This is a genomic window from Agrobacterium sp. NPDC090273, assembly GCF_044772305.1.
Classification (GTDB): domain Bacteria; phylum Pseudomonadota; class Alphaproteobacteria; order Rhizobiales; family Rhizobiaceae; genus Agrobacterium.
In genome coordinates this window covers 73,053-97,775 of record NZ_JBIVYN010000011.1, presented here as the reverse complement: position 1 = coordinate 97,775, position 24,723 = coordinate 73,053, and the positions used below count along the sequence as shown (strand labels likewise).

General features: G+C 56.0%; 17 protein-coding genes, 1 tRNA gene and 3 pseudogenes. 13 read left to right on the top strand and 8 right to left on the bottom strand.

Annotated features, from left to right (window positions below):
• Positions 1-20: 20 nt before the first annotated feature.
• The 4 genes from hemH to ACIQT8_RS23155 all read right to left on the bottom strand — a co-directional run bounded on the left by hemH (position 21) and on the right by ACIQT8_RS23155 (position 5,390).
• Positions 21-1,055 (bottom strand): ferrochelatase, encoded by a 1,035-nt coding sequence (gene hemH, locus ACIQT8_RS23170; RefSeq protein WP_400970300.1) that lies wholly within the window; start codon positions 1,053-1,055, stop codon positions 21-23.
• Positions 1,056-1,307: 252 nt separating this feature from the next.
• Positions 1,308-3,209 (bottom strand): 5'-nucleotidase C-terminal domain-containing protein, encoded by a 1,902-nt coding sequence (locus ACIQT8_RS23165; protein WP_400970297.1) that lies wholly within the window; start codon positions 3,207-3,209, stop codon positions 1,308-1,310.
• 213 nt (positions 3,210-3,422) lie between these two features.
• Positions 3,423-3,797, bottom strand: a complete 375-nt coding sequence (gene omp10 / locus ACIQT8_RS23160; RefSeq protein ID WP_138793609.1) for an outer membrane lipoprotein Omp10 — start codon at positions 3,795-3,797, stop codon at positions 3,423-3,425.
• Between the two features lie 147 nt (positions 3,798-3,944).
• A complete protein-coding gene (locus tag ACIQT8_RS23155; RefSeq protein ID WP_400970294.1) occupies positions 3,945-5,390 on the bottom strand; it encodes a homospermidine synthase in 1,446 nt (481 codons plus the stop codon).
• 244 nt (positions 5,391-5,634) lie between these two features.
• On the opposite strand from ACIQT8_RS23155, the gene ACIQT8_RS23150 reads away from it, so the two are divergent.
• Positions 5,635-6,543 carry a sensor domain-containing diguanylate cyclase gene (locus tag ACIQT8_RS23150; RefSeq protein ID WP_138793611.1) on the top strand — a complete coding sequence of 303 codons (909 nt, stop codon included), beginning with the start codon at positions 5,635-5,637 and terminating at the stop codon, positions 6,541-6,543.
• A 29-nt stretch (positions 6,544-6,572) separates the two neighbouring features.
• Here ACIQT8_RS23150 and ACIQT8_RS23145 read toward each other — a convergent pair whose 3' ends face one another.
• Complete coding sequence (locus ACIQT8_RS23145) at positions 6,573-7,208, bottom strand: aminotransferase class IV family protein (protein WP_400970291.1); 636 nt, start codon at positions 7,206-7,208, stop codon at positions 6,573-6,575.
• Positions 7,209-7,305: 97 nt separating this feature from the next.
• Positions 7,306-9,153, bottom strand: coding sequence for a M3 family oligoendopeptidase (locus ACIQT8_RS23140; protein ID WP_400970288.1), 1,848 nt, complete (start codon positions 9,151-9,153; stop codon positions 7,306-7,308).
• A gap of 170 nt (positions 9,154-9,323) precedes the next feature.
• Between ACIQT8_RS23140 and ACIQT8_RS23135 the strand changes: the two are divergent.
• The 12 genes and pseudogenes from ACIQT8_RS23135 to ACIQT8_RS23080 form a co-directional block, all read left to right on the top strand.
• Positions 9,324-10,512, top strand: a pseudogene (locus ACIQT8_RS23135) (sigma-54-dependent transcriptional regulator); the annotation flags it as partial.
• A gap of 191 nt (positions 10,513-10,703) precedes the next feature.
• Positions 10,704-10,880, top strand: a pseudogene (locus ACIQT8_RS23130) (helix-turn-helix domain-containing protein); the annotation flags it as partial.
• Between the two features lie 176 nt (positions 10,881-11,056).
• Complete coding sequence (locus tag ACIQT8_RS23125; RefSeq protein ID WP_400970284.1) at positions 11,057-12,952, top strand: DUF882 domain-containing protein; 1,896 nt, start codon at positions 11,057-11,059, stop codon at positions 12,950-12,952.
• A 131-nt stretch (positions 12,953-13,083) separates the two neighbouring features.
• Positions 13,084-13,515, top strand: a pseudogene (locus ACIQT8_RS23120) (glycerophosphodiester phosphodiesterase); the annotation flags it as partial.
• Complete coding sequence (locus tag ACIQT8_RS23115; protein ID WP_400970281.1) at positions 13,515-15,047, top strand: metallophosphoesterase family protein; 1,533 nt, start codon at positions 13,515-13,517, stop codon at positions 15,045-15,047. The pseudogene ACIQT8_RS23120 and the gene ACIQT8_RS23115, both read left to right, overlap by 1 nt.
• Positions 15,048-15,344: 297 nt before the next feature.
• Positions 15,345-16,991: a putative bifunctional diguanylate cyclase/phosphodiesterase gene (locus ACIQT8_RS23110; protein ID WP_400970278.1), complete on the top strand. Its 1,647-nt coding sequence runs from the start codon at positions 15,345-15,347 to the stop codon at positions 16,989-16,991.
• A gap of 72 nt (positions 16,992-17,063) precedes the next feature.
• Positions 17,064-17,567: a hypothetical protein gene (locus tag ACIQT8_RS23105; protein ID WP_400970276.1), complete on the top strand. Its 504-nt coding sequence runs from the start codon at positions 17,064-17,066 to the stop codon at positions 17,565-17,567.
• Positions 17,568-17,623: 56 nt separating this feature from the next.
• Positions 17,624-18,724, top strand: a complete 1,101-nt coding sequence (locus ACIQT8_RS23100; protein WP_400970458.1) for a methyltransferase domain-containing protein — start codon at positions 17,624-17,626, stop codon at positions 18,722-18,724.
• A complete protein-coding gene (locus ACIQT8_RS23095; protein ID WP_400970273.1) occupies positions 18,724-21,078 on the top strand; it encodes a SpoIIE family protein phosphatase in 2,355 nt (784 codons plus the stop codon). The genes ACIQT8_RS23100 and ACIQT8_RS23095 overlap by 1 nt, the downstream gene beginning before the upstream one ends.
• A 3-nt stretch (positions 21,079-21,081) precedes the next feature.
• The gene (locus ACIQT8_RS23090) at positions 21,082-21,642 is read left to right on the top strand and encodes a slr1658 superfamily regulator (protein WP_138793619.1); all 561 of its coding nucleotides are present in this window, start codon (positions 21,082-21,084) and stop codon (positions 21,640-21,642) included.
• 8 nt (positions 21,643-21,650) lie between these two features.
• Complete coding sequence (locus ACIQT8_RS23085; RefSeq protein ID WP_138793620.1) at positions 21,651-21,989, top strand: slr1659 superfamily regulator; 339 nt, start codon at positions 21,651-21,653, stop codon at positions 21,987-21,989.
• Positions 21,990-22,240: 251 nt separating this feature from the next.
• A complete protein-coding gene (locus ACIQT8_RS23080) occupies positions 22,241-22,597 on the top strand; it encodes a hypothetical protein (protein ID WP_400970268.1) in 357 nt (118 codons plus the stop codon).
• Positions 22,598-23,097: 500 nt separating this feature from the next.
• Here the strand turns inward: ACIQT8_RS23080 and ACIQT8_RS23075 are convergent, their stop codons facing one another.
• Both ACIQT8_RS23075 and ACIQT8_RS23070 read right to left on the bottom strand, forming a co-directional pair.
• Positions 23,098-23,229 (bottom strand): hypothetical protein, encoded by a 132-nt coding sequence (locus ACIQT8_RS23075; RefSeq protein ID WP_262527250.1) that lies wholly within the window; start codon positions 23,227-23,229, stop codon positions 23,098-23,100.
• A gap of 1,352 nt (positions 23,230-24,581) precedes the next feature.
• A tRNA-Ala gene (locus ACIQT8_RS23070) sits at positions 24,582-24,657 on the bottom strand.
• Between the last annotated feature and the right edge of the window lie 66 nt (positions 24,658-24,723).

Below are 24,723 nucleotides of genomic sequence, written 5' to 3'. Positions count from 1 at the left end.
CTTGATTGCTTATGGCAGGATTATACCCAGCCTTGCAACTCCCGGCGCACAACCTTTTCGAGAACATTCATGCCTTCCACACTGTCGTTGAGGCAAGGTATATGCGTGAACTTCTCGCCGCCATTGTGCAGGAAAATCTCACCGGCCTCACCAGCGATTTCTTCGAGTGTCTCAAGACAATCGGAAACGAAGCCGGGGTTCATGACGGCGATGCGTTTGATGCCCTCCGAGGCCAGTTTCTCGACGGTTTTGTCGGTGTAAGGCTGCAGCCACTCTTCCGGTCCGAAGCGCGACTGGAAGGTAATCATGAAATTCTTGTCCGTCAGTCCCAATGCCTCGCGCAGCAGGCGGGCAGTTTTCTGACAGTGGCAATAATAGGGGTCGCCCTTCTGGAAATAGGACTGGGGAATGCCGTGGAACGAGGTGATTAACATCTCGGGCTCCCAGTCGAGTGTCGCCAGATGTTTTTTCACGGAGGTTGCCAGGGCGTCGATATATGCCGGGTCATCATGATAAGGTGGCACGGTGCGGAGTGCCGGCTGCCAACGCAACTTCATGAGATGTTCGAATGCCTTGTCGTTGACGGTCGCCGTCGTCGATGCCGCATATTGCGGATATAGCGGAAAAAGCAGGATTTTTTCGCAGCCCTGTTCCTTCAGCGCATCGATCTTGGACGCGATGGACGGCTGGCCGTAGCGCATCGCCCAGTCGACGACCACATTCGGCAGATCCTTTAGGAGATCGACCATCAGATCGGACTGATTGCGCGTATAGGTCCGGAGATAGCTTTCATTCAGATCGTGGTTCCAGATCTCTTCATAAGCCTTGCCGACCTTCTGCGGACGCTTGTTGAGTACGATGCCGTAGAGGATTGGATACCAGTACAGTCGTGACCATTCGATAACCCGCTTATCGCTCAGAAACTCCGCCAGATAACGCCGCATCGATTTGTAGTCGGTGCCGTCAGGTGTTCCCAGATTGACGATGAGGACACCCACCTTGCCGAACGAAACAGCAGGATGGTTTGCGGGAAGTGCGGATATGTTTGCCACCATGAAGAATACCCTGAAACTCGAATTGCATGGCACTACGTTTTTGCCGTCGAATGGTTCATCGTGTTCTAGACTAAATTTTTCAGGATTGAACCATCTGCGGCTGCGATTTCCTCGGGTTGCTCGGCGGGTGGGCTGATGCTCGCTCAGGCATGCGATGTAAGGCAATGATTTTTATCGATAAAATAAAAAGCCAGCCTCGTTTGAGACTGGCTTTCTTGTCTGCGGCAAATTGCCCTGTGAATGAGGTTCGGCTTAGTTCGCCGGAATCTCCAGCTCCTCGCCGATTTCGATGTGGTTTGGACGCTTCAGCGCGTTTGCACCGGCAATCTTCGTCCAGAGAGCGCCGTTGCCATATTTTTCGGTCGCGATCTTCCACAGCGAGTCGCCCTTTTCGACGACATACTTCGCTGCGGCCTGCGCTGCTGCTGGAGCGGACGGAGCCGGTGCGGTTGCCACTGGCGCCGTTGCTGCAGGTGCAGGCGCCGTTGCCGCAGGAGCGGCGGCGGGTGCCGCCGGTTTGGCGGGAGCGACGTAGCCGGCCGGTGTTACTTCAGCAATGCGGCCGTCCGTGTAAGGCTTGTAAGGGCTGTTCTTGCCCACGTAAGCCGCAACGGCTTCTTCGAGATTTGGTCCGAAATCATAGGCATTGATGGCCTTATCGTTAAAGACCTTGAAGCCGTCGCCGCCGGTGCGGACGTAATTGTTGGCTGCAACGGTGTAGGTTTTGGCCGGGTCGAGCGCTACAAAGCCTTCGCCGTCCTTGACCTGAATGTCGGTGACGCGTTCACCGACCGGCTTCGAGCGGTCGAATGAATATTTCATGCCGGAAATCTGCATGAAGCGTCCTGCGACGTCGTCGATCTGGCTGACGCCGTTTTCAAGTGCGGCCTTGATGTCTTCGCCTTTCAACTGGAAAGTTGCGACGGTGTTCTGGAAGGGCAGAACCGTCAGAACTTCGCCCATGGTCACGTCGCCCGCGTCAATGGACGAGCGCAACCCGCCTGCATTGGCAAAAGCAATCGTGACGCCCTGATCCTTGACGCGGTCCAGGGTCGCATCGGCAACGAGGTTGCCCATCGAGCATTCCTTGACGCGGCAAATCTTGCGGTCGCCTTCAATTGCGCCTTCGGAGGAGCCGACAACCTTGGCCTTCAGCTCTTCAATCGGTGCTTTAAGCTCATCGATCCGCTTGGTAATGGCTTCGTCAGGCGTGAAGGAGGCGTCGACCAGGATCGGGTCGCCCTTGGCTTCTTTCACGACGCCGTTGTCATCGAAGAGAACGCGGAGGTCACCAAGATATTTGCTGTACTGGCCAGCTTGAACGACTGGAACCTTGTAGCCGCCGGGATTGTCGACCAGGGTCGGGTAGGGGCCTTCCGCCTTGCTATCTGTGTTTGACAGCAACGTGTGGGAGTGGCCACCGACAACGACGTCAACGTCGGGGATTTTGGCGATATATTCCAGATCACGCGGATAGCCGACATGGGTCAGAGCGATGATCTTGTTGACGCCCTGTTCCTTGAGCTTCACCACTTCTTCGGTGATTTTCGCCACGTCATCGGCGATGGTGATGTTTGGACCGGGTGTTGCAAGTTCCGGTGTGTCGTTTGCGACGGCGCCGACGATGCCGATCTTCTGACCACCAACATCGAGAACGATGAAGGGCTTGACCCGATCGCCAATTTTCGAAGCGGCGCTGGCAACCACGTTGGCAGTTACGACGGAGAACTGAACCTTGTCGAGGAAGCCTGCGAGGCCGTCCTCGCTATCGTCAAATTCATGGTTGCCGACGGTCATGGCGTCGAACTTCATGGCGTTCAGCATCTCTGCTTCCACCGTACCCTTATAGGTGGTGTAAAACAGCGATCCCTGGAAATTGTCACCGGCGTTCAGAAGCAGAACGTTCTTGCCGTCAGCCTTGAGCGCGTCGCGTGTCTTGTTGATCGCGGTCAGCAGGCGCGCAGCGCCGCCGAAGCACTCGTTTTTGCCTGCTTCTTCCGCCGAGCAGGTCGAGTCGAACTTGTTGATCGCTTCGATACGGGAGTGGAAATCGTTGATATGAAGAATATTGAGTTCGTAATCGGCAAAAGCAGCTCCGGCCGAAAGCGTCATCGCCGATACGCTCAGCATCCCCAGTCTCAAAAATCGCTTCATAGTCCCTCTCCTGTTTTTCACGCGGAACGAGGCGGCTCGATCACTGTCCGCGCATGTTCGTGCTCATTGTCTAACGCGAAAGTATGTCAGTCTTTCCGCGAGCGATGTTTTCATCTGCGGCGCGGGACGGCAAGAGAAAATGTGACAGGGATGAAATAAAGAAAATGCACGCGTTAAGCGTGCATTTTCGAATATTCAGAAATGGAAGTAGGGTCAGCCCTGGCGGTTCAGGGTAAACTGACTGTTGGTGTCCGTCGTGCAGTTCAACTGCGACGGTGAGACCAGTGCGCAGTTGACGCGCGACTGTGTGTTGCGCACCAGCGATGTCATGTTGATTTCATAAAGCGTCGGCGAGATCGTGACATAGGTTCCAGATGCCAGAAGCGTATTCGTGTCGCTTGAACGCGTGGAGAACGAGCCGTTCTGGAATGTCGAGATAATGCCGTTACGGTCAATCCATCGGCCGTCCACCGCAGGTCCCCGCGAAACGGATGGCATGCTCGGTGATTGCGAGGAGGGTCCCGGCGCAACACACGATGACACAGCAATTGCGGCACAAAGCAAAGCAGCGCTCGTCTTGAAGTTCATGGGCCTGTTCTCCTGCGATTCGGTAAAGCCGGTGTTGTTCGACCATGCCGTGAAGTTTTTGTTATTTCAAGGCAACGCTGATGTATCGCACAGGTTCCACAGACGAATCCGAAAGCTCGACGGTCACGATCACGAGAAATACCTTTTTCAGCGGACAAGGATGTTCTTGAACTGCCAAGGATCGGACATGTCGATATTGTCGGGAAACAGACCAGGGCGGCCGTCGAGCGGTGTCCAGTTCGTATAGTGGCCTTCGACCGGGCCGAGATACGGGCGCTGAATTTCCAGGCAGCGGCGATAGTCCATTTCGTCCGCTTCAACGATGCCAACGGCCGGATTTTCAAGCGCCCAGACCATGCCGGCCAGCACCGCCGAGCTCACCTGCAAGCCGGTCGCATTCTGGTACGGCGCAAGAGTTCGCGCTTCTTCGAGCGTCAACCGGGAGCCATACCAGTAGGCGTTCTTTTCATGGCCAAACAGCAGAACACCGAGCTCATCGGCACCATCGACCAGTTCATCTTCACCAAGCACATGCTGAACAGCCTGCGGCTTGCTGCCATTACCGAACATTTCATGCAGTGAAAGGACTGCATCGTTGCACGGATGGTAGGCGTAGTGACACGTCGGACGGTAAATGACATCGCCATCGCTGTTGCGGACAGTGAAGTAATCCGAAATCGAAATGGCTTCATTGTGGGTGACGAGAAAACCGTACTGGGCGCCAAGCGTCGGGCACCAGGTCCGCACCCGCGTGGCGGCTCCGGGCTGATCAAGGTAGATCGCTGCCTTGGTGCCCTTCTTGTGTTTCCTGGCGTTTTTGGGTGTCCATCTTTCGTGCGTTCCCCAACCAAGCTCAGCCGGCTGCAGACCTTCGGAGATAAACCCTTCCACCGACCAGGTATTCCAGAAGGCGCCGAACGGTTTCGGCTCTCGGGCGCGTTGCGTGTCGCGTTCGGCAACGTGTACGCCTTTAACGCCGAGGCGTTTCATGAGCTTTGCCCAGCCTTCGCGGTCGGTCGCCTCAGGCTCGTCGAAATCGAGGCCGTTATTCGCGGCCAGATTGACGAGCGCCTGTTTGACGAACCAGGACACCATGCCAGGGTTTGCGCCGCAGGTGGAAATGGCTGTCGTGCCGCCCGGTTTGGCCGCTTTTTCCTTCAGCATGGTTTCGCGCAGGGAATAGTTGGTGCGCGATGCGTTATCGGCGTTTTTGTCGAAGTAGAAGCCGGGCCACGGTTCCACGACCGTATCGACATAAAGCATTCCGTGTTTGCGGCAGAGCTTCATGAGATCGATGGACGAGGCATCGACGGAGAGGTTGACGCAAAACCCCTGTCCTTCGACGTCCTTGACGAGAGGAAGGAGAACTTCCTTGTAGTTTTTCTTGGTCAAATGGGTGCGGATATGACGGATGCCTTTTTCGGCCAGAAAGCCGGCAATGTCCTCGCGGGGGTCAATAACGACAAGGCGTGATCGGTCAAAATTGAAATGGCGTTCGATCAGGGGAAGCGTGCCGCGGCCGATAGAGCCAAAGCCGATCATGATGATGGGGCCGCTAATATCGCCATAGATCGGGTAAGCTGGTTCCGCCATTCGTGATTTTTCCTTTTCAGCCAATGGGTAAGCTAGATCATACAATTCCGCCACAATAAAGGGGAGAGGGATGACGGCGATATGACGATGGATGTTTTTGTGGTTTGGAAGTCATTCTGGCGCTTCGCATTTTAGACGCTACGTTTATAATCAAAAGCGGATACGGCCATGAGATGTCACCGAACTGGGGGTGGGGACAAATCAGGAGGTGTCTTCGAGTGCCTCTTCATGGGAGACTTGCCGATTGGATAGTCTTATTGAGCGTGTTGCCGCGCTTCAGGACACGACCCCTGTTCTCATTGCTTTGTACGATGCCGAAGATCGGTTGAGGCACGCCAATCCTGCGTTTCGCGACACCTTCCAGCTTGAAGCAGAGGATTTTCCGACCTGGGCGGAGATCATGCGGATGAACCATCGCATGCGATCTGGTGTCGTTATCAAGAATGCCGATTTCGAGGGATGGTTGCTTTCCGCGCAATCGCGGCGCGGTAAGTTGTCTTACCGGGCATTCGAAATGGATCTCTATGATGGCCGTTGGTTCTGGATGACAGAGACGGTGCAGACGGACGGCTGGATGCTGTGCGTGGCCAGCGATGTTACCGAATTGCGGCAGGGATATCGTACCCTGCGGCAGGATCGCGATCTGGCGGTCCGAGCGTCACAGACCGATGAATTGACCGGTACGGCAAACCGGCGCTTTGTTTTCGCCAAACTGGATATGCAGATCGAGCGTTTCCGGGCAGGGCTTGAAGGTTCGTTCTGTCTCTGCACGATGGATATCGATTTCTTCAAGCAGATCAATGACCGCTTCGGGCACCAGGCAGGGGACACGGTACTGCGCGATTTCGTTCGTTCAGCGCATTCGGTCATCCGACGGGTCGACTGCTTTGGCCGGATCGGCGGTGAAGAATTCATGCTCGTCATGCCGCGCTGTTCGATTGTTGAAGGTAATGCGATCGTCGAAAGACTTCTGGAGAGGGTGCGGGCTTCGCGCCCCTTTGCCGCTGTCCCTGAGTTTTCCTATAGTTGTTCGGCTGGCATGACAGTGTCCAGGCCTGGCGATACGGCTGACGATGTCTTCGTGCGTGCGGACAGGGCTCTTTACGAGGCAAAACAGAAAGGCCGCAACCGTCTCTTGTCCACTCCGGCTTAGCACTGGCAACGCCGTGCGATCATTGCGGCCTAGACAAGCTCAGCCGCAATGAGGCCGTTAAGAGAGTTGCCGACAAAGAGGCGTTTGCCGACGAGGTCATCGGCCTTCAGGACCTGTCCACGCGCCTTGCGTTCGCGGATGAGGTCGGCGCGCAGGACGCCCGGCAATATGCCGCTATCGAGGGGTGGTGTCAGCAATTGCCCACCCGGCATCTCCACGAAAAGGCTTGTTGACGACCCTTCGCAAAGTTCTCCGCGCTCATTGAGAAGCAGAACCTCGTCCGCGTCCGTCGCCAAGAACTCAGCACGTGCCGCGTCATACGGCTCACGGCGGGATGATTTGTGCCGATAGAACGTGTCGGTGGAGTCGAGACGGATGCTTTGGGCAATGCGCACCCGCCAGACTGTATCGGCAGGCAAAGGCTCGAACGGGGTGGTGGCGATATCGAGTTCGCCCTTGTAGTTCATGACAATTCTGACGCAGAGCGGCATTTCCCCGCTCACCTCTTTTTCCAGCGCCTTGATCGCGTTGGCAGGCGGGCGAAAACCGAGTGCATCGGCGGAACGTAGGAGGCGGCGCATATGCTGGTCGATGCGTTGAAACCCGCTTTGCGGTTCCCATCTTATCGTTTCTCTCAAAGTCAGATCAGCAGGTTTGCGCTTCATCCGTTGGCCCGGCGTCCATGTCAGGTGGTATTGCCGCTATTTGAACCGGCAAAGCTTGTCCGAAATAGGATAGCCTTGCCGGTTTGCAATTTGGCGCTCAGTCCTGCTTGTCCAGAGCCTCGAGTTCGTCGATCAGCCCTTCGATCATGGAAAGCCCCTTGTCCCAGAAGGACGGGTCGGTGGCGTCAAGGCCGAACGGCTTCAAAAGCTCGGAGTGATGTTTGGTGCCACCAGCCTTCAGCAGTTCGAAATACTTGGCCTGAAAACCGGTCTCAGCGTTTTGGTATACCGCATAGAGCGAGTTCACGAGGCAGTCGCCAAAGGCGTAGGCATAGACGTAGAAGGGCGAGTGGATAAAGTGGGGAATATAGGTCCACCAGCTTTCGTAACCTTCGGAAATGCGGATAGCAGGCCCCAGGCTTTCGGCCTGGACGGAGAGCCACAACTCTCCGATCTGTTCGGACGTCAGTTCACCCTGCTTGCGGGCAGTATGAACTTTGCGCTCGAATTCATAGAACGCGATCTGACGGACAACGGTATTGATCATATCCTCGACCTTGCGGGCGAGCATGGCCTTGCGTTCTTTCCGGTCCTTCGTGTCATCAAGCAGTTTTCGGAAGGTGAGCATCTCGCCGAACACGGAGGCTGTCTCGGCAAGTGTCAGCGGCGTCGCGCACATCAACGCGCCCTGGCTGCCGGCAAGCACCTGATGAACCCCATGGCCAAGTTCATGGGCGAGCGTCATGACATCACGGGGTTTGCCGAGATAGTTGACGAGTACGTAGGGGTGCGCTGATGGCACTGTCGGATGCGCAAAAGCTCCTGGCGCCTTGCCTGGACGGGCCGGTGCATCGATCCATTGTTCGTCGAAGAAGCGACGGGCGATATCGGCCATTTCAGGTGCGAATGCGCCATAAGCGGAAAGAACCGTGTCTTTGGCCTCTTCCCATGGAATAACTGTGTTCGAGGTATCCGGGAGCGGCGCATTGCGATCCCAGAATTCCATCTGCTCCATACCCAGCCACTTCGCCTTCATCGCATAATAACGGTGGGAGAGGCGCGGATAGGCATTCTTCACTGCGGCGGCGAGGGCGTCGACGACCTCGCGCTCAACACGGTTTGCCAGGTGGCGGCTGTCGGCAATGTCTCCGAACTTGCGCCAGCGGTCGGAAATATCCTTATCCTTGGCAAGCGTGTTGGTGATGAGGGTGAAAACCCGCAGATTGTCCTTGAACGTCGCGGTCAAAGCTTCAGCCGCTTTTTTACGGGTTTCCGTCTCCGGGTCCTGCAACATGTTGAGCGTTGCTTCCAGCGGCAGGCTCGCACCATCGATGTCGAAACGAAGATCTGCCATCGTTTCATCGAACAGGCGATTGAAGGCGGCGGCGCTCGTCATCGATTTTTCGAGGAAGAGCTGCTCGAGTTGATCGTCGAGCTGGTGCGGCTTGTCTTTCCTGAGGTCGACGATCCACGGCCGGTAATGCCCCGCCAGCGGATCGTTTGTCATGCAGGTGTCCATCACCGTGTCGTCGATACGATTGAGTTCCAGTGCAAAAAACAGGAGGTGGGCGGAAATGTCGGTCAGCTTTGCCTGTGCGTCACCATAAAGTTTGCCGTTCGCAGGATTGGATGTATCGGAAAAATATGTGAGGCCGGCGAACGAGCCGATGCGACCAAGCAGATCGTCCAGCGCTTCGTACTCTTTCAGGGCGGCGCCGATGCCGTCATTTCCCGATGTCTTGGCTGCGGCCTCGAGTTTGCCCTTCCATTTGCTTTCGAAAGTTTTTGCCAGAGCCTCAGCCTTCTCCAGATCGCCCTTGTATTCTGCCGACTCCGCAGACGGATAAAGGTCCGAGAGCTTCCAGCCGGGCAGGTCGCCAAGCGCCGGATTGGAGGTTTCCGCAATGGAAAAGAGCGGTTGGCGGATCGGATGGTCGAGGGTCATTGGCTTATGTCCTTCTTGTCATGCCTGCAAAGCATATGGGCCTCTTGTTTCCCGCAGCGATGACTAAAATGCAAGCAATTCTCAAAACTGGATGTTCAAGTCTCGTGTGCCAGTGTGCGGCACAAGGGACTGCATGAAGCAGGGCCATAAACCGGAAACCGGAGCCAAAAATGACCGCGCATGTTCTCGTTATAGACGATGATCCCGTTCAGCGCCGCCTGCTCAAGAATGCGGTGGAACGTTATGGACACGCTCCCATGCTGGCCGAAAACGGCAAGGTGGGGCTTGAACTTCTCAAGCAGCATAGCGGTGAGATCAACGTCGTTGTTCTCGACCTGATGATGCCGGAAATGGATGGCCTCGGCTTTCTCAAAGCAATCGGTGAGCTTGGCTCCGATGTCCCGGTTATTGTCCAGACGGGCCAGGGTGGTATCGACACGGTTGTTCAGGCCATGCGCGCCGGAGCCTTCGATTTCGTCGTCAAACCAGTTTCTCCGGAAAGAATAGGCGCGGCCATCGCCAACGCGCTGAAGCTCGACCAGCGCGAGGCGAAAGCCCGCAGCGGTCGTCGCAGCCGCAGCCATGCCGTGAATTTTACCGATATCGTCTCCGCCAGCCCGGAAATGCTGCGGGTGATTGAGCTGGCGCATCGTGCGTCACAATCGAACATTCCGGTTGTTCTCGAAGGTGAATCCGGTGTTGGCAAGGAAATGGTGGCACGCGCCATCCAGTCGGCTGGCGACCGTGCCAACAAGCCGTTCATTACGGTCAATTGCGGAGCGATCCCGCACAATCTGGTCGAGAGCATTCTGTTCGGCCACGAAAAAGGTGCCTTCACCGGCGCGACCGAAAAGCATGTCGGCAAATTCATGGAAGCCGATGGCGGTACATTGTTTCTCGATGAGATTGGCGATCTGCCGCTTGAGGTTCAGGTCAAGCTTTTGCGCGCCGTTCAGCAAGGTGAAATCGAAACGGTCGGATCGGCACGGGTCCAGAAGGTGAATGTTCGGCTGATTTCGGCGACGAACAAGAACCTCATTGACGAGGTGAAAGAAGGCAGGTTCCGCGAGGACCTCTATTATCGCCTGAACGTCTTCCCCATCACCATTCCGGCGCTGCGCCGTCGCAAGGAAGATATTCCGCACCTGGCGCGTGTTTTTGCAGAGCGTTTCTCGATCGAACAGAAGCTGTCACGTCCGATTGGTCTCAGCGCCAGTGCCTTGGCACTGCTGACCGCCTACGATTGGCCCGGCAACATCCGCCAGCTCGAAAATGCGGTTTTCCGAGCTGTCGTCCTTTCTCAGGGCGACGAGCTGACGGATGCAGATTTCCCTCAGATCGCTTTCCAGGTCCCCGAGTTTGCGTCCCAGAGCGAGTTCGACGAGCCTTTGCGTCTCGTACCCAGTTCATCGTTGAGAGATGCACGTTCTGCCCAGACAACGGCCGTCGCTGAAAGTCACCACATGCCCCAGGACGACAACATCGATGAAGCAGAAGCATCCACCACGATCTATCGCGGTGGAACGCTCATCTCCAGTACCGATGATACGGGCAACGTCCGCAAGCTGGCGGAAATCGAGGAAGAGCTGATTCGCTTCGCGCTGCGCTTCTACCGAGGCCAGATGAGCCAGGTGGCAAGAAAATTGGGTATCGGCCGTTCGACTCTCTACCGAAAGTTGAAGGATTACGGCATTGACCCCGATGATCCGCTGCGAGATGTCGCTTGATCCCGCAAAACTTGCGTTTGCGGGCTGAACGGCAGATTCGTTAACTTCTGGTCAAGGATATCCGCTTACCGTCTATAAACCACTTGTTAGTGAGCGATTCACTATATAGAGGAAGGTTGTCTATGTGTGGCAATTTTGCCATCGTGTCACCGTATTTGACGTTCATTTGAGGCAATGTGACAGAAATTGTCTTCCAGGCGGGGATCGAATTGCCATATCTGCATCGGAATATCGCGCTTTCAGGCAAGATCGCGCGCGGCTTGATCAAGGATATATGCACGAAGCTGTCGGCACGCGCTGTCACCTTTGCCTGCCTGATGCTCGCCGCAATGCCTGTCGTAGGAGTTTCGGCGACGGAAGCCGCCGCCGAGACGCGTAGCCTCAAACTCTACTACATCCATACACGCGAGAAGGCGGTCATCACCTTCAAGCGCAATGGCAAATATGATCAAAAGGGCTTGCAGGAACTCAACCGATTCCTGCGTGACTGGCGTCGCAATCAGCCAACCCGCATGGACCCTCGCCTTTTTGACCTTGTTTGGGAAGTCTATCGCCGTAGTGGCGCGACGGACTATATCCACGTCGTTTCCGCCTTCCGTTCTCCTGAGACCAACGGTCTGCTGCGTTCGCGCACCAAGGGTGTTGCAGAAAAAAGCCAGCACATGCTCGGCAAGGCCATGGACTTCTACATTCCGGGCGTGAAGCTTTCTCGCCTGCGTGAAGTCGGGATGCAGATGCAGATTGGTGGCGTCGGCTTTTATCCGACCTCCGGTTCTCCTTTCGTGCACATGGATGTCGGTGGCGTTCGCGCCTGGCCACGCATGAGCCGCCAGGAACTTGTTCGCATCTTCCCGAAAGGCAATACGCTGCACGTTCCGTCTGACGGCAAACCGTTGCCGGGCTACGAGCAGGCGCTTGCCGATTACAAGAAGCGCGTCAGCTCTTCTTCCGTTCAGGTCGCATCCAGTGCCGGTGCCGGCCCGGCTGAATCCTCCGGTGGCGGCAAACGCAAGAACCTGCTTCAGACATTGTTTGGTGGTGGCGACGAGGATGAAGATCCCGATAGCATCGCAGCGCCTGCTCCGGCAGAACGTCCGGCCGTTGCCCGGCCGGCTGCTCCGGAACCCGCAGCACCAGCAGTTGAGGCACCCGTTGCCGTGGCATCTGCCGAGCAGCTTCCAGGTGTGAGTGCGCCGCTGCCGACTGCACGTCCTGCCTTTGGCAACGAACCGGCCAATAATGGTCTTGCAACAGCGCTTTATTCTCCGGCGCGTAACGCCGCGCAGGATGCTCTGCAGGCTGCGACCACGCCGACCCCTACCTCGGCTCCGGCCGATCGTCAGCAGTTTGCCGATCTTGCCGCGGTCTCTGTCCCCGTTCCGACACTCCTTGGCCCACGTGCCATGAAGGGTGATGCGGAAGGTGTGATGACGGCGTCCGCCGATGGCGCGACGCCGGCGACGACCGGCGAGCTTGCGGCTGTGCCAGTTCCGGCCAATCGCCCTGCCGTCGCAGAAGCACTGCTTGCCGCCGCAAACGCCGATCCGGAAGGTCAGGACGATCTCGCTGAAACGACAGAGGATACGCTGTCGCCGACGGTTGTCGCCGCTCTTGAGCAGAGCAGCCAGACTGCCCGCACACAGCTCCAGTCTGCATCGGTTCCGACCGCTGCGGCATTCCCGACCGCAAACAGCCACAAGCCTTCTGCTGCTCCAGCGCATGTGGCCAAGGCTGAACCGGGCAAGGGCTTTGGTGATGCTTTCGATCCGAAGCCAGCCAACGCGGGTGGTCTGAGTGCAGGTCTGCCTGCCAAGGGTGGTCGTCCGAACAAGGAAGACGCTGCGGTTTCCCAGCAGGCCATGGTTGGTGGCGGTCGCCTGACACAGGACCTGATTTCCGATTGGGCGCTTAACCAGAGCAAGGGTGCAACAGCGCGTTCCGTCAAGGCACCGCGTGTTGTCGCCAACCGTATGCTGAGCCACGACACCGCTTCTGCTACCGCGGCGAGCTTCAAGCCCGGTGCCGTTGTCATCGACTCCAGCCGCTTCAGCACACCGGTGAAGATGCACTGATCGACTGACAGGTTTGAAACTTTTTTGCCAGTGTCTCGTGTAAAGCGGGGCGCTGGCAAATTTGTTTCGGGAGTTATCTTAGTCAATTTGTGAGTGTGTAACGTTTGGTCAGCCGGTGGCTCGATGCTTAACTCGAACATCTGCGCGGTCGCTGCGCTGTCTACATTGAACTGAAATATTGCGACCCGGCCAAAGTGGTTGCGCTTGTGCGTAGCCTCGGTATGGTCCGCGACACGTTCTATTTCTCCGAAGAGATGCGCCGTGACTTGCAACTCATCGCCCCGGAATTTCGCAAGATGATGACGCTCAACATCGCCAAGTCACCGTCGCTTGTTGGTGCCGTTCACCATGCTTCGCTCATCAAGATCACACTGGAGCAGATGCGCCGCCCCGGTCTGTTGGACGCATGCCGCAAGGCCGGGCTGGAGGTGATGGTTTATTATGGCGGCGACGACATGGCAGTTCACCGCGAGATCGCGCATGCCGGTGTCGACTACATCAATCTCGATCGCTCCGACCTGTTCAATGTAGCCCGTAACGCCTTGCGCGGGGTCGCTGCCTAATGCAAATCGCCGTAGTCGCCGATATCCATCTGCACGATCTTTATGGCGGCTACGGCTTGGTGGAGAAGGGCAGTGGTGAACTTGCCCTTCGCACGCTGAATGACACCATGGCTTCCACGCGTGTCTTCAACGAAAGCCATGCTGCGTTTCTGGCGGTGCTGGACGATATCGTCCAGCGCGGCATTCGCGATGTTGTGTTGTTGGGAGATTATTCCGACGACGGGCAGCCCGGTGCGGTGGACGCGGTCAAAGCCATCCTGTCATCCTATGAGAACATGTATGGCCTTCGGTTTTTCACGACGTTCGGCAATCACGATAGTTTCGGACCGCAGCCGCTTCATCAGGGCAAGCATCTGACGGCAGCAGATGGGCTGAACCCGGTTTGGGTTTCAAGCGATGGTGGTGTGTCGCAGCACACTGTTGTTTGCAGGGATATGCAGGGAATGTCGACGCTCGAGGCGATGAATGCCATGGCGCCCTACGGTGTCGACCGTCCAGAGAATGTGCTGCATTGGGAAACGCCGTTTGGTGACTGCCCCAGGCTGGACGAGCGTCGACTGAGAGGCGATGCCGCGGCGGGACTTGATGCATCCTATCTGGTCGAGCCACAGGACGGACTGTGGTTGCTGCTGCTTGATGCCAATCACTTCGAACTTGCGGACGATCGCTGGCAATTGAAGGCGGATGCAGCCTGGGATCATATAATAGCAAACAGAAATTATCTGATTGACTGGATCGAGGATGTTGTCCGTCGGGCTACCGCAAGCAGAAAGACGTTGCTCGCCTTTTCCCATTACCCTGCATTGCCTTTGGCATTTACCAGAGCGGACGGAGAGATCAGTGCCGCCTGTACGCCTGACTGGCAAAAGCGCATGCCGTCTCCGGAAAGTAGCCGTCGCCTGGCGGCAGCCGGCCTGAAATGGCATTTCAGTGGGCACATGCATATTGCCGGGAAAGTTGAACATTCCGGTCTTGTCAATGTCGCGGTTCCGTCGCCGGTTGCCTATCCTGGCGGATACGTCGTGGTGTCGGCAGACAGCGATGAGATTGTTGTCGAGACTGTACGGTTAGGCATCGTTCAGGGTTTCGATGTCGCCTTTCATGCCTATCACGCGCAGAGCCTGGAATGCGAAGGCAATCGATTTCTGCCATCCCTGGCTGCAAAAACATATCCCGAATTCCTGCTGGCACATCTGCAAAACCTGATCGTCGCAAAACACCTGCCGAACGACTGGCCCACGGAATTCTTGGCAAATCTCGGCGAGCCGATTGAAAAAGTTCTCGGCGGTGCTGCCTTGGCAATTGGCGTATTCGAGAAATGGCCGCAAGTTGCATCACTGCCATTGCGGACGATGGTCGAGGACTATTACCTGTTTCGCGCGGCTGGGCAGCTTGCCGCAGATGACGTGCCTTCTGACCGTATCGGTTTCTATGACGATCTGCGAGACGCGATCGGGGCACCCACGATAGCTGCCACGGGCGTTGTCTTTGATAGCGGTTTTCTCCGCCTGTTTTTTGCCTGCTGGCAATGACTAGAGAACAACGATAGGTTTCAGCTTTGCAACTCTATTCGTTGTTTTGCGTTCACTCTAGCAAGAGCTCAATAGACGCTTGTCATCATGCTCCCCGGCCGATTGCCGGGCGGCTGGTGTGAGCGCGGCAGAAACATTCGGAAATGCCAATTATCCATGAAAATCAACGATGATTTCTCAACGGATGCATTTGCGTATTTTCCGTTTTCACATTCTTAAAAAGCCGGTACTAATATTTGCTACGCGATTGTCTTGAGATTCTGATTCAAGCTTGAAGCCGACCAGAGGGCCTGAAGCATGAGAAGTCCCCAATCTACGTTGCACAGTTCAAAACGTGCCCCGCCAGCGCCTGAGGTTTCGACTGACAAGCTCTTTCTCTTCGACCGATATTTCAATCTGATCGAGCCCCGTTCCGTTGCGGGGGCGCATGTTTTGAATGAGGGTATCTCTCTCGGACAATTGCATCCTTATCTGGATCTGTCGATCGTGATGAGTCACGCCCGGTCTGGCGACCCGGACCCTTTGCGCCTCACCCACGATCTCGGCAACGGTCATTTTACGGTCCTGACCTTTTATTCGATCGGCGACATGCTGGGGATGGTGCAATCGTACCGGAGTCCTGACGATGATGAGCGTGCGACGCTGCTGCATCAGGCGACCCACGACCCGCTGACCGGCCTGCCCAACCGTCGCCAGTTCAGCAGCGACCTCTCGGATGCCTTATGGGATATAGAGACGGGTGATGATGTCGTTTCGTTGATGCAACTGGACCTCGATGATTTCAAACCGGTCAATGACACGCTTGGCCACCCGGCGGGAGACAAGCTTCTTCAACTTGCCGCCAGCCGTATAAAAAGTTGCATCACGGGTGAGGATCAGGCCTACCGTCTCGCAGGTGATGAGTTCGCCGTCATTTCACGCGGAGAAGGGCATCCTGCACGCAGCAGGGAGCTTGGAGATCGACTGGTACACGCCTTCAAGGAACCGTTCACGCTGGATGGAATTGCCGTTTTCGTGGGGATCAGTGTGGGGATTTCGATTGCGCCGCGAGACGGGGCCGATCCGGAAAAGCTGATGAAGGCGTCCGACATCGCGCTTTATGCTGCGAAGACCGAGGGTAGGGGGCGCGCCAGCACTTTCGATTCTAAAATGCTCTACATCATCGAGCAGCGCGAGCTTCTGAGACGCAGCTTGAGGATGGCGTTGGAGACCCGGCAATTCCTGATCGAGTATCAGCCAATTGTCGAACCAAGTGGTGTTGTCGGCTTCGAGGCGCTTTTAAGGTGGGAGCACCCGCTCCTCGGCACCATTCCACCATCAGTCTTCATCCCCATGGCAGAGGCCGACGGTCTGATGCCCGAGATCGGTTTGTGGGTTCTGGAGCACGCCTGCCGGGAAGCCTTGAACTGGCCGTCGGATTTCATCGTTGCGGTCAACGTGTCTCCTGCCGAGTTCCTGTCCAATGGTATCACGGACCGGATATCGCAGACACTTGACGAAGTGGGCCTTCCAGCAGACCGCCTTGAACTGGAGATAACCGAGAGCGTTCTTCTCGAGCGGACTGTGAACAATCTGGACACACTCAACACGCTGAGCGTTCTGGGAATTCGCATCGCGCTCGACGACTTCGGAACGCAGTATTCCTCCTTGAGTTATCTGAAGAATTTCCCATTCGACACGTTGAAGATCGACAAATATTTCATCCTCGATCTTGAAGCCAATCCGAAAAGCCGGGCGATCATCCGGTCCGTTATCACACTCGCGCATGATCTCGGCATGCAGATCACGGCAGAAGGTGTCGAAACGGATGCCCAGGCTAAATGGCTTCGAAACCTTGGGTGTGACCGGCTCCAGGGATATCTGATCAGCGAGCCATTGACAGGGGATGCCATCAAGACCTTCCTGAAAGTTCCAAAAACGCAACAGGGACTTCTCTTTTTGTGATGATGAGGTGAATATGCGCGTCACGCGAAAGCGGTCGACGGGCTGAGTGGTCTTTTATGGTCGGAGTCATATATGGATGTTGCGGCGGTCAGTCCTCAGGACAATACATTCGAACCTATGGCGGCGCTGGAGATCAATGCCACCCTGCTCAAATCCGAATGGTCGCTGTGCGACAGGGTGGCTGAGTATCTGTCGAGTATTGCTGGTCAATCGCATTCTGATGCGGCGCGGTACGCAAACTTTGTATCCGTGACGGTGAACGAACTCATAGAGCTTGCCTATCGCACCTCTCCCGATGCCGGGGCAGTCAAGTTCGAGGTCCATCAGAATGATGAGCATGTCCGTGTCGACATGAGCTTTTCCTGTGTCGACGCGCTCCGCGATGCCATGATCCACACGATTCGCAGAGGCGTGAGGCAAAAAGAGCCGCACCTTCCTGTGGGCCGTGTCGTGGACGATGTTTCCCGAGTCGTGGAACTTGCTGAAATATGCCGTGTGGGCTTGAGTGCACGAACGGAATTGTCTGATCGCATCGTTATCTCGGCAGCATTTCGCCGGACCGAGGAGCTGCAGTGAGCCAGTTGACCGCGCAATTCGACCCGACAAACCAGGAAATCGCCCTGGTTGGCAGAATGAGGCCGCGCCTCTCATCGGATTTGGGAAAAGTCCTGACCGTCGTGAAAGACAGCCTCATCGGCTGCAACGGTGTGGTCTATCTAAACGTCAAGCGATTAACCCATATCAACCGCACGGCATTCGATGCGTTGAGCGATGTTCTCCTTTCCGGCTGCCGTGAGCGGCCCGACCTCAAGGTTGTCATCGTGACATCGAGCGTCATTGCCTGGTCGGTCAAGCTGTTCGAAACCCTGACGACGCGTGCGCCGAACCTCGACGTGCAGGTCTATGATTCTGCGTTCTACCCCGGACAAACATTCGTTGAAGATGAAAGCTTCATTCCGATCCTGCGAACGCAGACGAAGATGACCTGGCGGCATGAGCAGGAGATTCTGCGTCGCCATGGGTTGAAGAGTGGCGTCGCGGTTGCCGATATTTGCTGCGGGATCGGGGACTTTGCCACCCTGATCCAGAAGGAGTTCAGTCCGACACGATTGGTAGCCCTCGATCATTCGAAGCGCAGCCTTGAATATGCGCGGCGCGTGGCCGACGATTTCGGGCTGAAATCCATCGAATATACCTATGGTGACGCCTCGCAGATGCTGCTTGAGGACAATCACTTCGATTTCGTCACCTGCCGGCACTCACTGCAGATTTTCGATAGGCCTGATGTGTTGCTGTCCGAACTCAAACGTATCTGCAAACCGGGAGGCAGGGTCTACATCACCAACGAGAAGAACTCCCATTGCCTTGGTGAACCGCACTCAGAAACGATCAAATGGACCTATAATGAGGTGGCCAAACTCTTCGATCATTTTGACATGGATGTTGAACTGGGTCCGAAAAGTCGCCGTCTGATGACCGACGCGGGCTTTGAAGACATCAAGGTCGAGTGTTTCATGGTCACCAATCTGGATGGCGACCCGCGCGACTTTGCCGATGTGATCGAGGCGTGGGAAAATGTCTATGCGGGCGTGATGGCTGTGCGCAGGGGCGACACGCCAGAGTTTATCCGCAAATTTCGCCAAGGCTTCAAGGATCATGTGCTGGCGGCCCTGCATCCCAAGGGTTATGCGGGTTGGCCGATCTGGGCCGCATCGGGACGGAAGCCATATTGATGGAGAAAACCGTCGCAAATCGCCCCATGGTTTGGCGCTCCTTTCGAGCCAAGTTTATTCTGCTCGTCGGCGGAGCCGTGCTGTTTGATCTTCTTGTCAGTGGCGGCCTGGCGCTCTGGAACGTGCAGCGGTTGTCACGTGATGCTGCCACCGAGGTCGGGCACGGTCTGGAGACTGCCAGCCAGGACTATATTCAGACCTACGCGAATTCCACGGCAGCACAGGTTTCCCTGCTTCTCGGGCAGGTCCATAGCGATGTGGGCACGCTGGCGGGCGTCCTGCAGTCGGAGATCGATGACCCTGTTCGCGGCGCGGATATTGGCGCATCCGTCGCGCGGCATTCGCCGAACAGCGTGAGTCTTGCTTACGACCCGACCGGCCGCTGGGCGCAGAATGCGCCCGGCAGTGCATCTGTCGTCAGCGCTTGGGGTTACCTGCTCGGGCCGGACAAACTGCCAAGACCCGATGTTCAGACCGATATCGAAGCCAGCGCCATTCTGGATGTCGTGGCGCCGAGCTTGCTCAAGAGCGGTTCTGCCAAGCTGCAGATGTATTATATCGGTCCCAAAGAGCGGCCGATTTTCAGAACGGCACCTTATACCGATCAGGCGCAGACATTCGACCGGCTTTATCCGGGCCACAACGACGCAAATTTCTGGGACTTCTTTTTTCCCGGCGTTTATGAATCCTGGCAAAGCTGGGCCGAAGACCCGACACGGCGCCCGGTCGCGGAAGATGTCACCCAGACTGCGCCCTACACCGATGCCATTACCGGCAAGCTGATAGTCAGCTTCTTTCATCCGCTCTGGACTGCGGACCGCAAGGGCGTGGCCGGAACAGTCGGCGCCGATATCACGCTCGACCAACTGGCCGAAATCGTTGAAAACGTAAAGGTTGCCCAGTCTGGCTTCGGTTTTCTCGCCATGTCCGATGGTAATGTCATAGCCATCAACAAGGCGGGTGAGAGTACAATCGGGCTGAATTCAGCAAGTGGTGGCACAGGTAGCGGTGTCACGGGTGTCGAGCGGTCGCTGAAGGCAAGCCGCCAGCCGGAAATCGCCAAGCTTGCCGACGGGCAGGAAGGCATCAAACACATCATGCTCGACATGGAAGGCAGCAAGGTGCCGTTCCTGGTCATCATGAAGAAGCTGCCGCCAAGCAATCTCTGGTCGATGGGGCCAGTGCGGGCAGATACCATGTCGCTCGGGATCGTCGTGCCGGAGCAAGAAATTTATGCGTCGCTTTTTGCGGCGCAGGGCAAAATCAGCGAGGCGACCAACCGCATCGTTGCCTACCAGATCCTTGCCATTCTCGCTTCATTGCTGATCGTGGCTGTGGCCGTATTCGCCGCGTCCAAGCGCATTACGCGCGGGATCAGTGCACTTGCTAACGCCGCGCAGCGCATTCGGGCCAAGGATTATTCTGTTCGTGTTGCGGTCACCAGTCGAGATGAAGTTGGTGAAGCGGGTGAAGCCTTCAACAAGATGGCCGAGGACATCAGCTACCACACCGAAAACCTCGAAAAACTGGTCAAGGAGCGCACCGCCGAGATCGAAGAGGCCAAGGAGGAGATTTCCGCGCTTAATGCCCAGCTTGAGCAAGAGAATCGGCGGCTGGGAACGGAGCTGGCGGTTGCTGAGCGGATACAGATGATGGTTCTTCCGCTGGCTTCCGAACTGCAGTCGGCGCAGAGGCTGGAAGTGGCAGCCTATATGAGAGCTGCAGAAGAGGTCGGTGGCGATTACTACGATGTTCTGGAGAGTGGCAACCGGCTGAAAATCGGCATCGGTGACGTGACCGGGCATGGCCTTGAGAGTGGTGTGCTGATGTTGATGGTTCAGTCTGTCGCGCGTGCGCTGCAGGAAGCCGGAAACACAGACCCGCTGAAGTTTTTGACCGATCTGAACAGCGCCTTGTTCAAAAACATCGAGCGCACCAAGATCGACAAGCATATGACCCTGGCGTTCCTCGACTATGACGGGAAAGAGATGATCCTGTCCGGTCAGCATGAAGAGGTCATCGTGCTGCGGTCAAACGGGAAGCTGGAGCGGATCGATACCATTGATCTCGGTTTGCCGATCGGCCTTGAGCCGGACATCGCCCCCTTCGTGCATTCCCGTAGAATTCCCTTTGAGAAAGGGGACTATATCCTCCTGCACACCGATGGTGTGACGGAAGCGGAAAACAGTGCCGGAGAGCTCTTTGGCATTGATCGACTGTGTGCTGAGGCGGCGCGTCTGAAGGGCAAGAATGCCGATGGTGTTGTTGCGGGCATAGTAGACGCCCTGATGGCATATGTCGGTACGCAGAAAATTCACGACGACATTACCCTTCTTGTATTGCGGCATAGGTGAGTTATGGCCAGAGCTGTTTATGGTGCTGAAGACCTGGTAGACGCCAATCTCGAGCGTGGTGCTCAATTGGTCCTGAGCGACGGCCCCCTCCAGATCGGTTGGCGGCATTCCGGTCTCACATCGGATTTCATCGCAGAAGTCATGTCGATGCCTTACGCCGTCAAAAAAAGCGACTATGCCGTCGTGCATCACAGCATCGCTTATCTCACCAACGAGCTTATTGAAAACGCTGTAAAATTTCGCCTTCCATCTGAGATCGTTATCGAGGCTTGCCTGGCCGCAACCACTGTGGTCGTGCGTGTCAAGAACGCCGTCGATGCCGAGACGTCAGCGGCATTCCAGCGAAAGCTCCGCACCATACTCGACCGCGATCCAGGCGAGCTGCTGATACAGCAGATCGAGGAAAATGCCATTTCCGACGGCAACGGGTCCGGTCTTGGGCTGTTGACGCTTCTCAGTGACTATGGTGCCCGGATGGCGTGGGAATTCAATGATATCGATGACAGCAGCGTCATCCTGACGACCACCGCGGCAATTTCAATTCCGATGGCCTCCAACACGTGAGTTTAAAAATGGAAATCAGCGACGAGAACTTCAGGGTCTGGGCGGAAGAAGGCGAGGTTTTCTTCGACGGCGTTTTGAGACTGGCCGGACCAGACGCCTATGCTCCGATCTATTCATTGGCTTCCGGCATTCTGGCTGGCCAACATAATCGTGTGATCTTCGACATCACCGGCCTCGAGTTCCTCAACTCTTCCGGCATCAACCTGCTCGCGAAGCTGACGATCGAGGCTCGCAAGCGACCCGAAGTGCAGTTGGTGATCAAGGGGACGAGCCAGTATCCTTGGCAGACGAAGTCACTTCCGAACCTGAAGAAGCTCTATCCCCAGCTCGACCTGCAACTCGTGTAGGCAAAGCGCCGGGATGATGAGTTTCGGCCATTTGAAATAAGCAGGTGCCCGTTCATGGCAGCGCGCGCTCCGGCTTCTGCTGGGGATCGTTTGGCCATGCACCATTGCGGCTAGGGCATGCGCGGGCGCGTTATGAATTGTCGACTGCTTTCGTGGCGAGCATCCAGATTTCGTGCCGCACCGCCCATTGTGCGCTGGCGTGTGGAGCGTTATTTCTCCCGCCCACGCCTAAGGGCATCGAGGAGAATTTCGTGCGTCGCATTTCATTGCTGGTGATAACCTCTTTGGCGCTCAACGGATGCGCTTTGACGCGTGTTTCCGATGAAGGTCATGCCAGAGACGTAAGCGAACTGAATGTCATCGGTTCAGGCCTGACAGAAGCCCGATCAGTCGCCGAACAAAAAGGCTTTGAATGCAACGAGCACATCCAGCAGAACGTTTCGGTGCTATCCAACAACGTCGTCCGCAAGACCAATGTGCTCGAGTGTACCAAAACATCGATGGAAGTTTTTTGCCCGCAGCGGCGGTACGTTGTTTTCAATGCGGATACCAAAACCGGCAAGGTCTACACGGTCGGAAAGCGCATTGATCAAAGATCGTGTTTCTGACTGTGAGCAGTCCGTGAAAATGCACGCTTTTAGCTGCGTGGTAGCAGTTGAAATGAATTTTAAATTGAAGGATCGTTCTTCGCCATTTCGTCCCGTGTGCTGGTGTCTGATCCCTTTCAACTCAAAAACGAACGGATTTCACTACCGCGTCTTTTGAAGGTTTAGAGCTTTTTGAGCCGCAGGCGTTTTTTGGGAACGAGATGTCCGGAACGGGAATTTTTGACTGAGGCGAATTAGGCCGCATCCGCGTACGTGCCGAGGTTGCCTGTTAGCGTCGGGCTCAGTTGAACGCAGAACCCCCGTTCCGGCTTTTTTCCAGTCAGTCCAACCGGCAAAAGAAAGCTTTTTCTTGTTGCCGCCGAAATAGAAGCCCGGGCGAGGCTTCTAACGCTTTTTTGAGTCAGTGTAGGACCAGAAGTTCTCGCAGAAACTGGCGAAAATGGAAAAGCAGTTATAGCGGAAGCCTGGTTCCGTTACCGTGTTGGAAAGGCGGCTTATGGCTATTTTGGCTTCTTCTGCTTGATGGCCTCTACAACCTTTGCGCCTAGAGTAGGAGCGGCTGCGACCGGTGCAACCTTATCCTTCTTAGGTTTGCGGATTTCTTTGTTGCTTCTAACTTGTCCCTTGGCCATTCGAATCTCCTCTTTGAAGGAAGAGATAACCGCTCTTTACGGTGGAATAGCAAGGGAAATCGATTTCTGACTTTTCACCAGCCCCGCCCGTAACAGGGTCAGGAGGCGTCCCGATCTGGGCCAGTCAGGCCGAGCTTGAGGCTCGTGGGAATTGGCGGGAGGCTAACGCGAATACCGGAACGGCTGGTCGCTCCACCAAAGTCATCTACCTCAATGAGCAACAGGCGCTGCTGATCGCCATTTTCTCCTGCGCCGAGAAAGCCGCAGCCGTCTGCAAGTTGATTATTGACGTGTTCACGGCTTGGCGATGGGGTCGCCTGGAGTTGACCGAGGCTGCGAAACCGAAGCCTTGATGCCCAAGCCCCAAGGCCAACAGAGCTTGTCAGGGAGGTGCAGGAAGGTGCTTTGCCGCAGACCATGCAGATTGGTCCTTCTGCCGTGCCGCTTCGCCTCTCTCAGGGTTCGAGGGCTGAGCCAAGGGCAGAGACTGAACTAGGACAATGTCTCGGCGAGGGAGGTTGAGAACGGTGGTTGAACAAACAGCAGATGGTCCGAGAAGACGTTAAAGCGGGCACAACAAAACAACCGCGTGTTAAAAGATGCAGTCCTTCGCGCGGTTGAATCAACTGGCGAAGGTAAGAGCGGGAAAGATGGCCTTGTTGGCTATTGCACCTGCGGAATACTGTAAGGTGACTGGATTCGATGAGCCTTTACCCTGGGTTCGGGCTTCGTTGCGTTGAGGAGCGCTTGAACATCCTCCTCAAGCAAGACCATTCGACCACCTAATACTCTGCAGGGCGGGCGGCTTTACCGGGTGCCCAACTTGGACAGCCCGCCCGCTACCTATTTGTTATTCGACCAATTACGTCTACTCGGTCGCATGTGCCTGTAGCGGGCACGACATCCAATTTCTGGCCTACTTCGTATTTGTCCTCGGGCTTACCGAGACGCACTGACTGCGTGCAAACGTACTTCTGGCCTTTCTGAGTTCGCTCGAATTCTATCCGTCCATACGTAAAGGTGTCATAGGTTGGCTCGACGAATATTTCCGTCATCGCGCCGCCACGCCGCGACCGCTTAACTTTCTGGTCCCAAACTTCTTGTATCGTTGCTACCGAGTGAGGAAATCGGCTAAAGCGCCATTCGCGTAGACCCATTACCAAAACGACAACGAATGCGACGCATCCAAATAGAAGCACGCCCCACCAGAAGCCAAATGCGTCAATCTCTGGGTCCCGAGGCGGCAAGTTTGACAATTGGTCTGAACCGTTGGTCTGAATTGGTCTGAGGGGAAAGCCGAATTTCCGGCTAGCAATTTGATTTCATTGTCAAATATATAAGTCTGGGAAAATTGGTGGAGCTAAGCGGGATCGAACCGCTGACCTCTTGCATGCCATGCAAGCGCTCTCCCAGCTGAGCTATAGCCCCATAAGGGTTCCGGCATTTTCATCCGGTTCCGGGAACCGAAGCGGTTGTTGTTCCGTTCGGTGGCGG

Coding starts and splice junctions, on each gene's coding strand:
- ACIQT8_RS23075 (WP_262527250.1), bottom strand. CDS start 23,229: ATGGCCAAGGGACAAGTTAGAAGCAACAAAGAAATCCGCAAACCTAAG.
- omp10 (WP_138793609.1), bottom strand. CDS start 3,797: ATGAACTTCAAGACGAGCGCTGCTTTGCTTTGTGCCGCAATTGCTGTG.
- ACIQT8_RS23095 (WP_400970273.1), top strand. CDS start 18,724: ATGGAGAAAACCGTCGCAAATCGCCCCATGGTTTGGCGCTCCTTTCGA.
- ACIQT8_RS23155 (WP_400970294.1), bottom strand. CDS start 5,390: ATGGCGGAACCAGCTTACCCGATCTATGGCGATATTAGCGGCCCCATC.
- ACIQT8_RS23085 (WP_138793620.1), top strand. CDS start 21,651: ATGGAAATCAGCGACGAGAACTTCAGGGTCTGGGCGGAAGAAGGCGAG.
- ACIQT8_RS23110 (WP_400970278.1), top strand. CDS start 15,345: ATGAGAAGTCCCCAATCTACGTTGCACAGTTCAAAACGTGCCCCGCCA.
- ACIQT8_RS23090 (WP_138793619.1), top strand. CDS start 21,082: ATGGCCAGAGCTGTTTATGGTGCTGAAGACCTGGTAGACGCCAATCTC.
- ACIQT8_RS23140 (WP_400970288.1), bottom strand. CDS start 9,153: ATGACCCTCGACCATCCGATCCGCCAACCGCTCTTTTCCATTGCGGAA.
- ACIQT8_RS23145 (WP_400970291.1), bottom strand. CDS start 7,208: ATGAAGCGCAAACCTGCTGATCTGACTTTGAGAGAAACGATAAGATGG.
- ACIQT8_RS23115 (WP_400970281.1), top strand. CDS start 13,515: ATGCAAATCGCCGTAGTCGCCGATATCCATCTGCACGATCTTTATGGC.
- ACIQT8_RS23105 (WP_400970276.1), top strand. CDS start 17,064: ATGGATGTTGCGGCGGTCAGTCCTCAGGACAATACATTCGAACCTATG.
- ACIQT8_RS23165 (WP_400970297.1), bottom strand. CDS start 3,209: ATGAAGCGATTTTTGAGACTGGGGATGCTGAGCGTATCGGCGATGACG.
- hemH (WP_400970300.1), bottom strand. CDS start 1,055: ATGGTGGCAAACATATCCGCACTTCCCGCAAACCATCCTGCTGTTTCG.
- ACIQT8_RS23100 (WP_400970458.1), top strand. CDS start 17,624: ATGAGGCCGCGCCTCTCATCGGATTTGGGAAAAGTCCTGACCGTCGTG.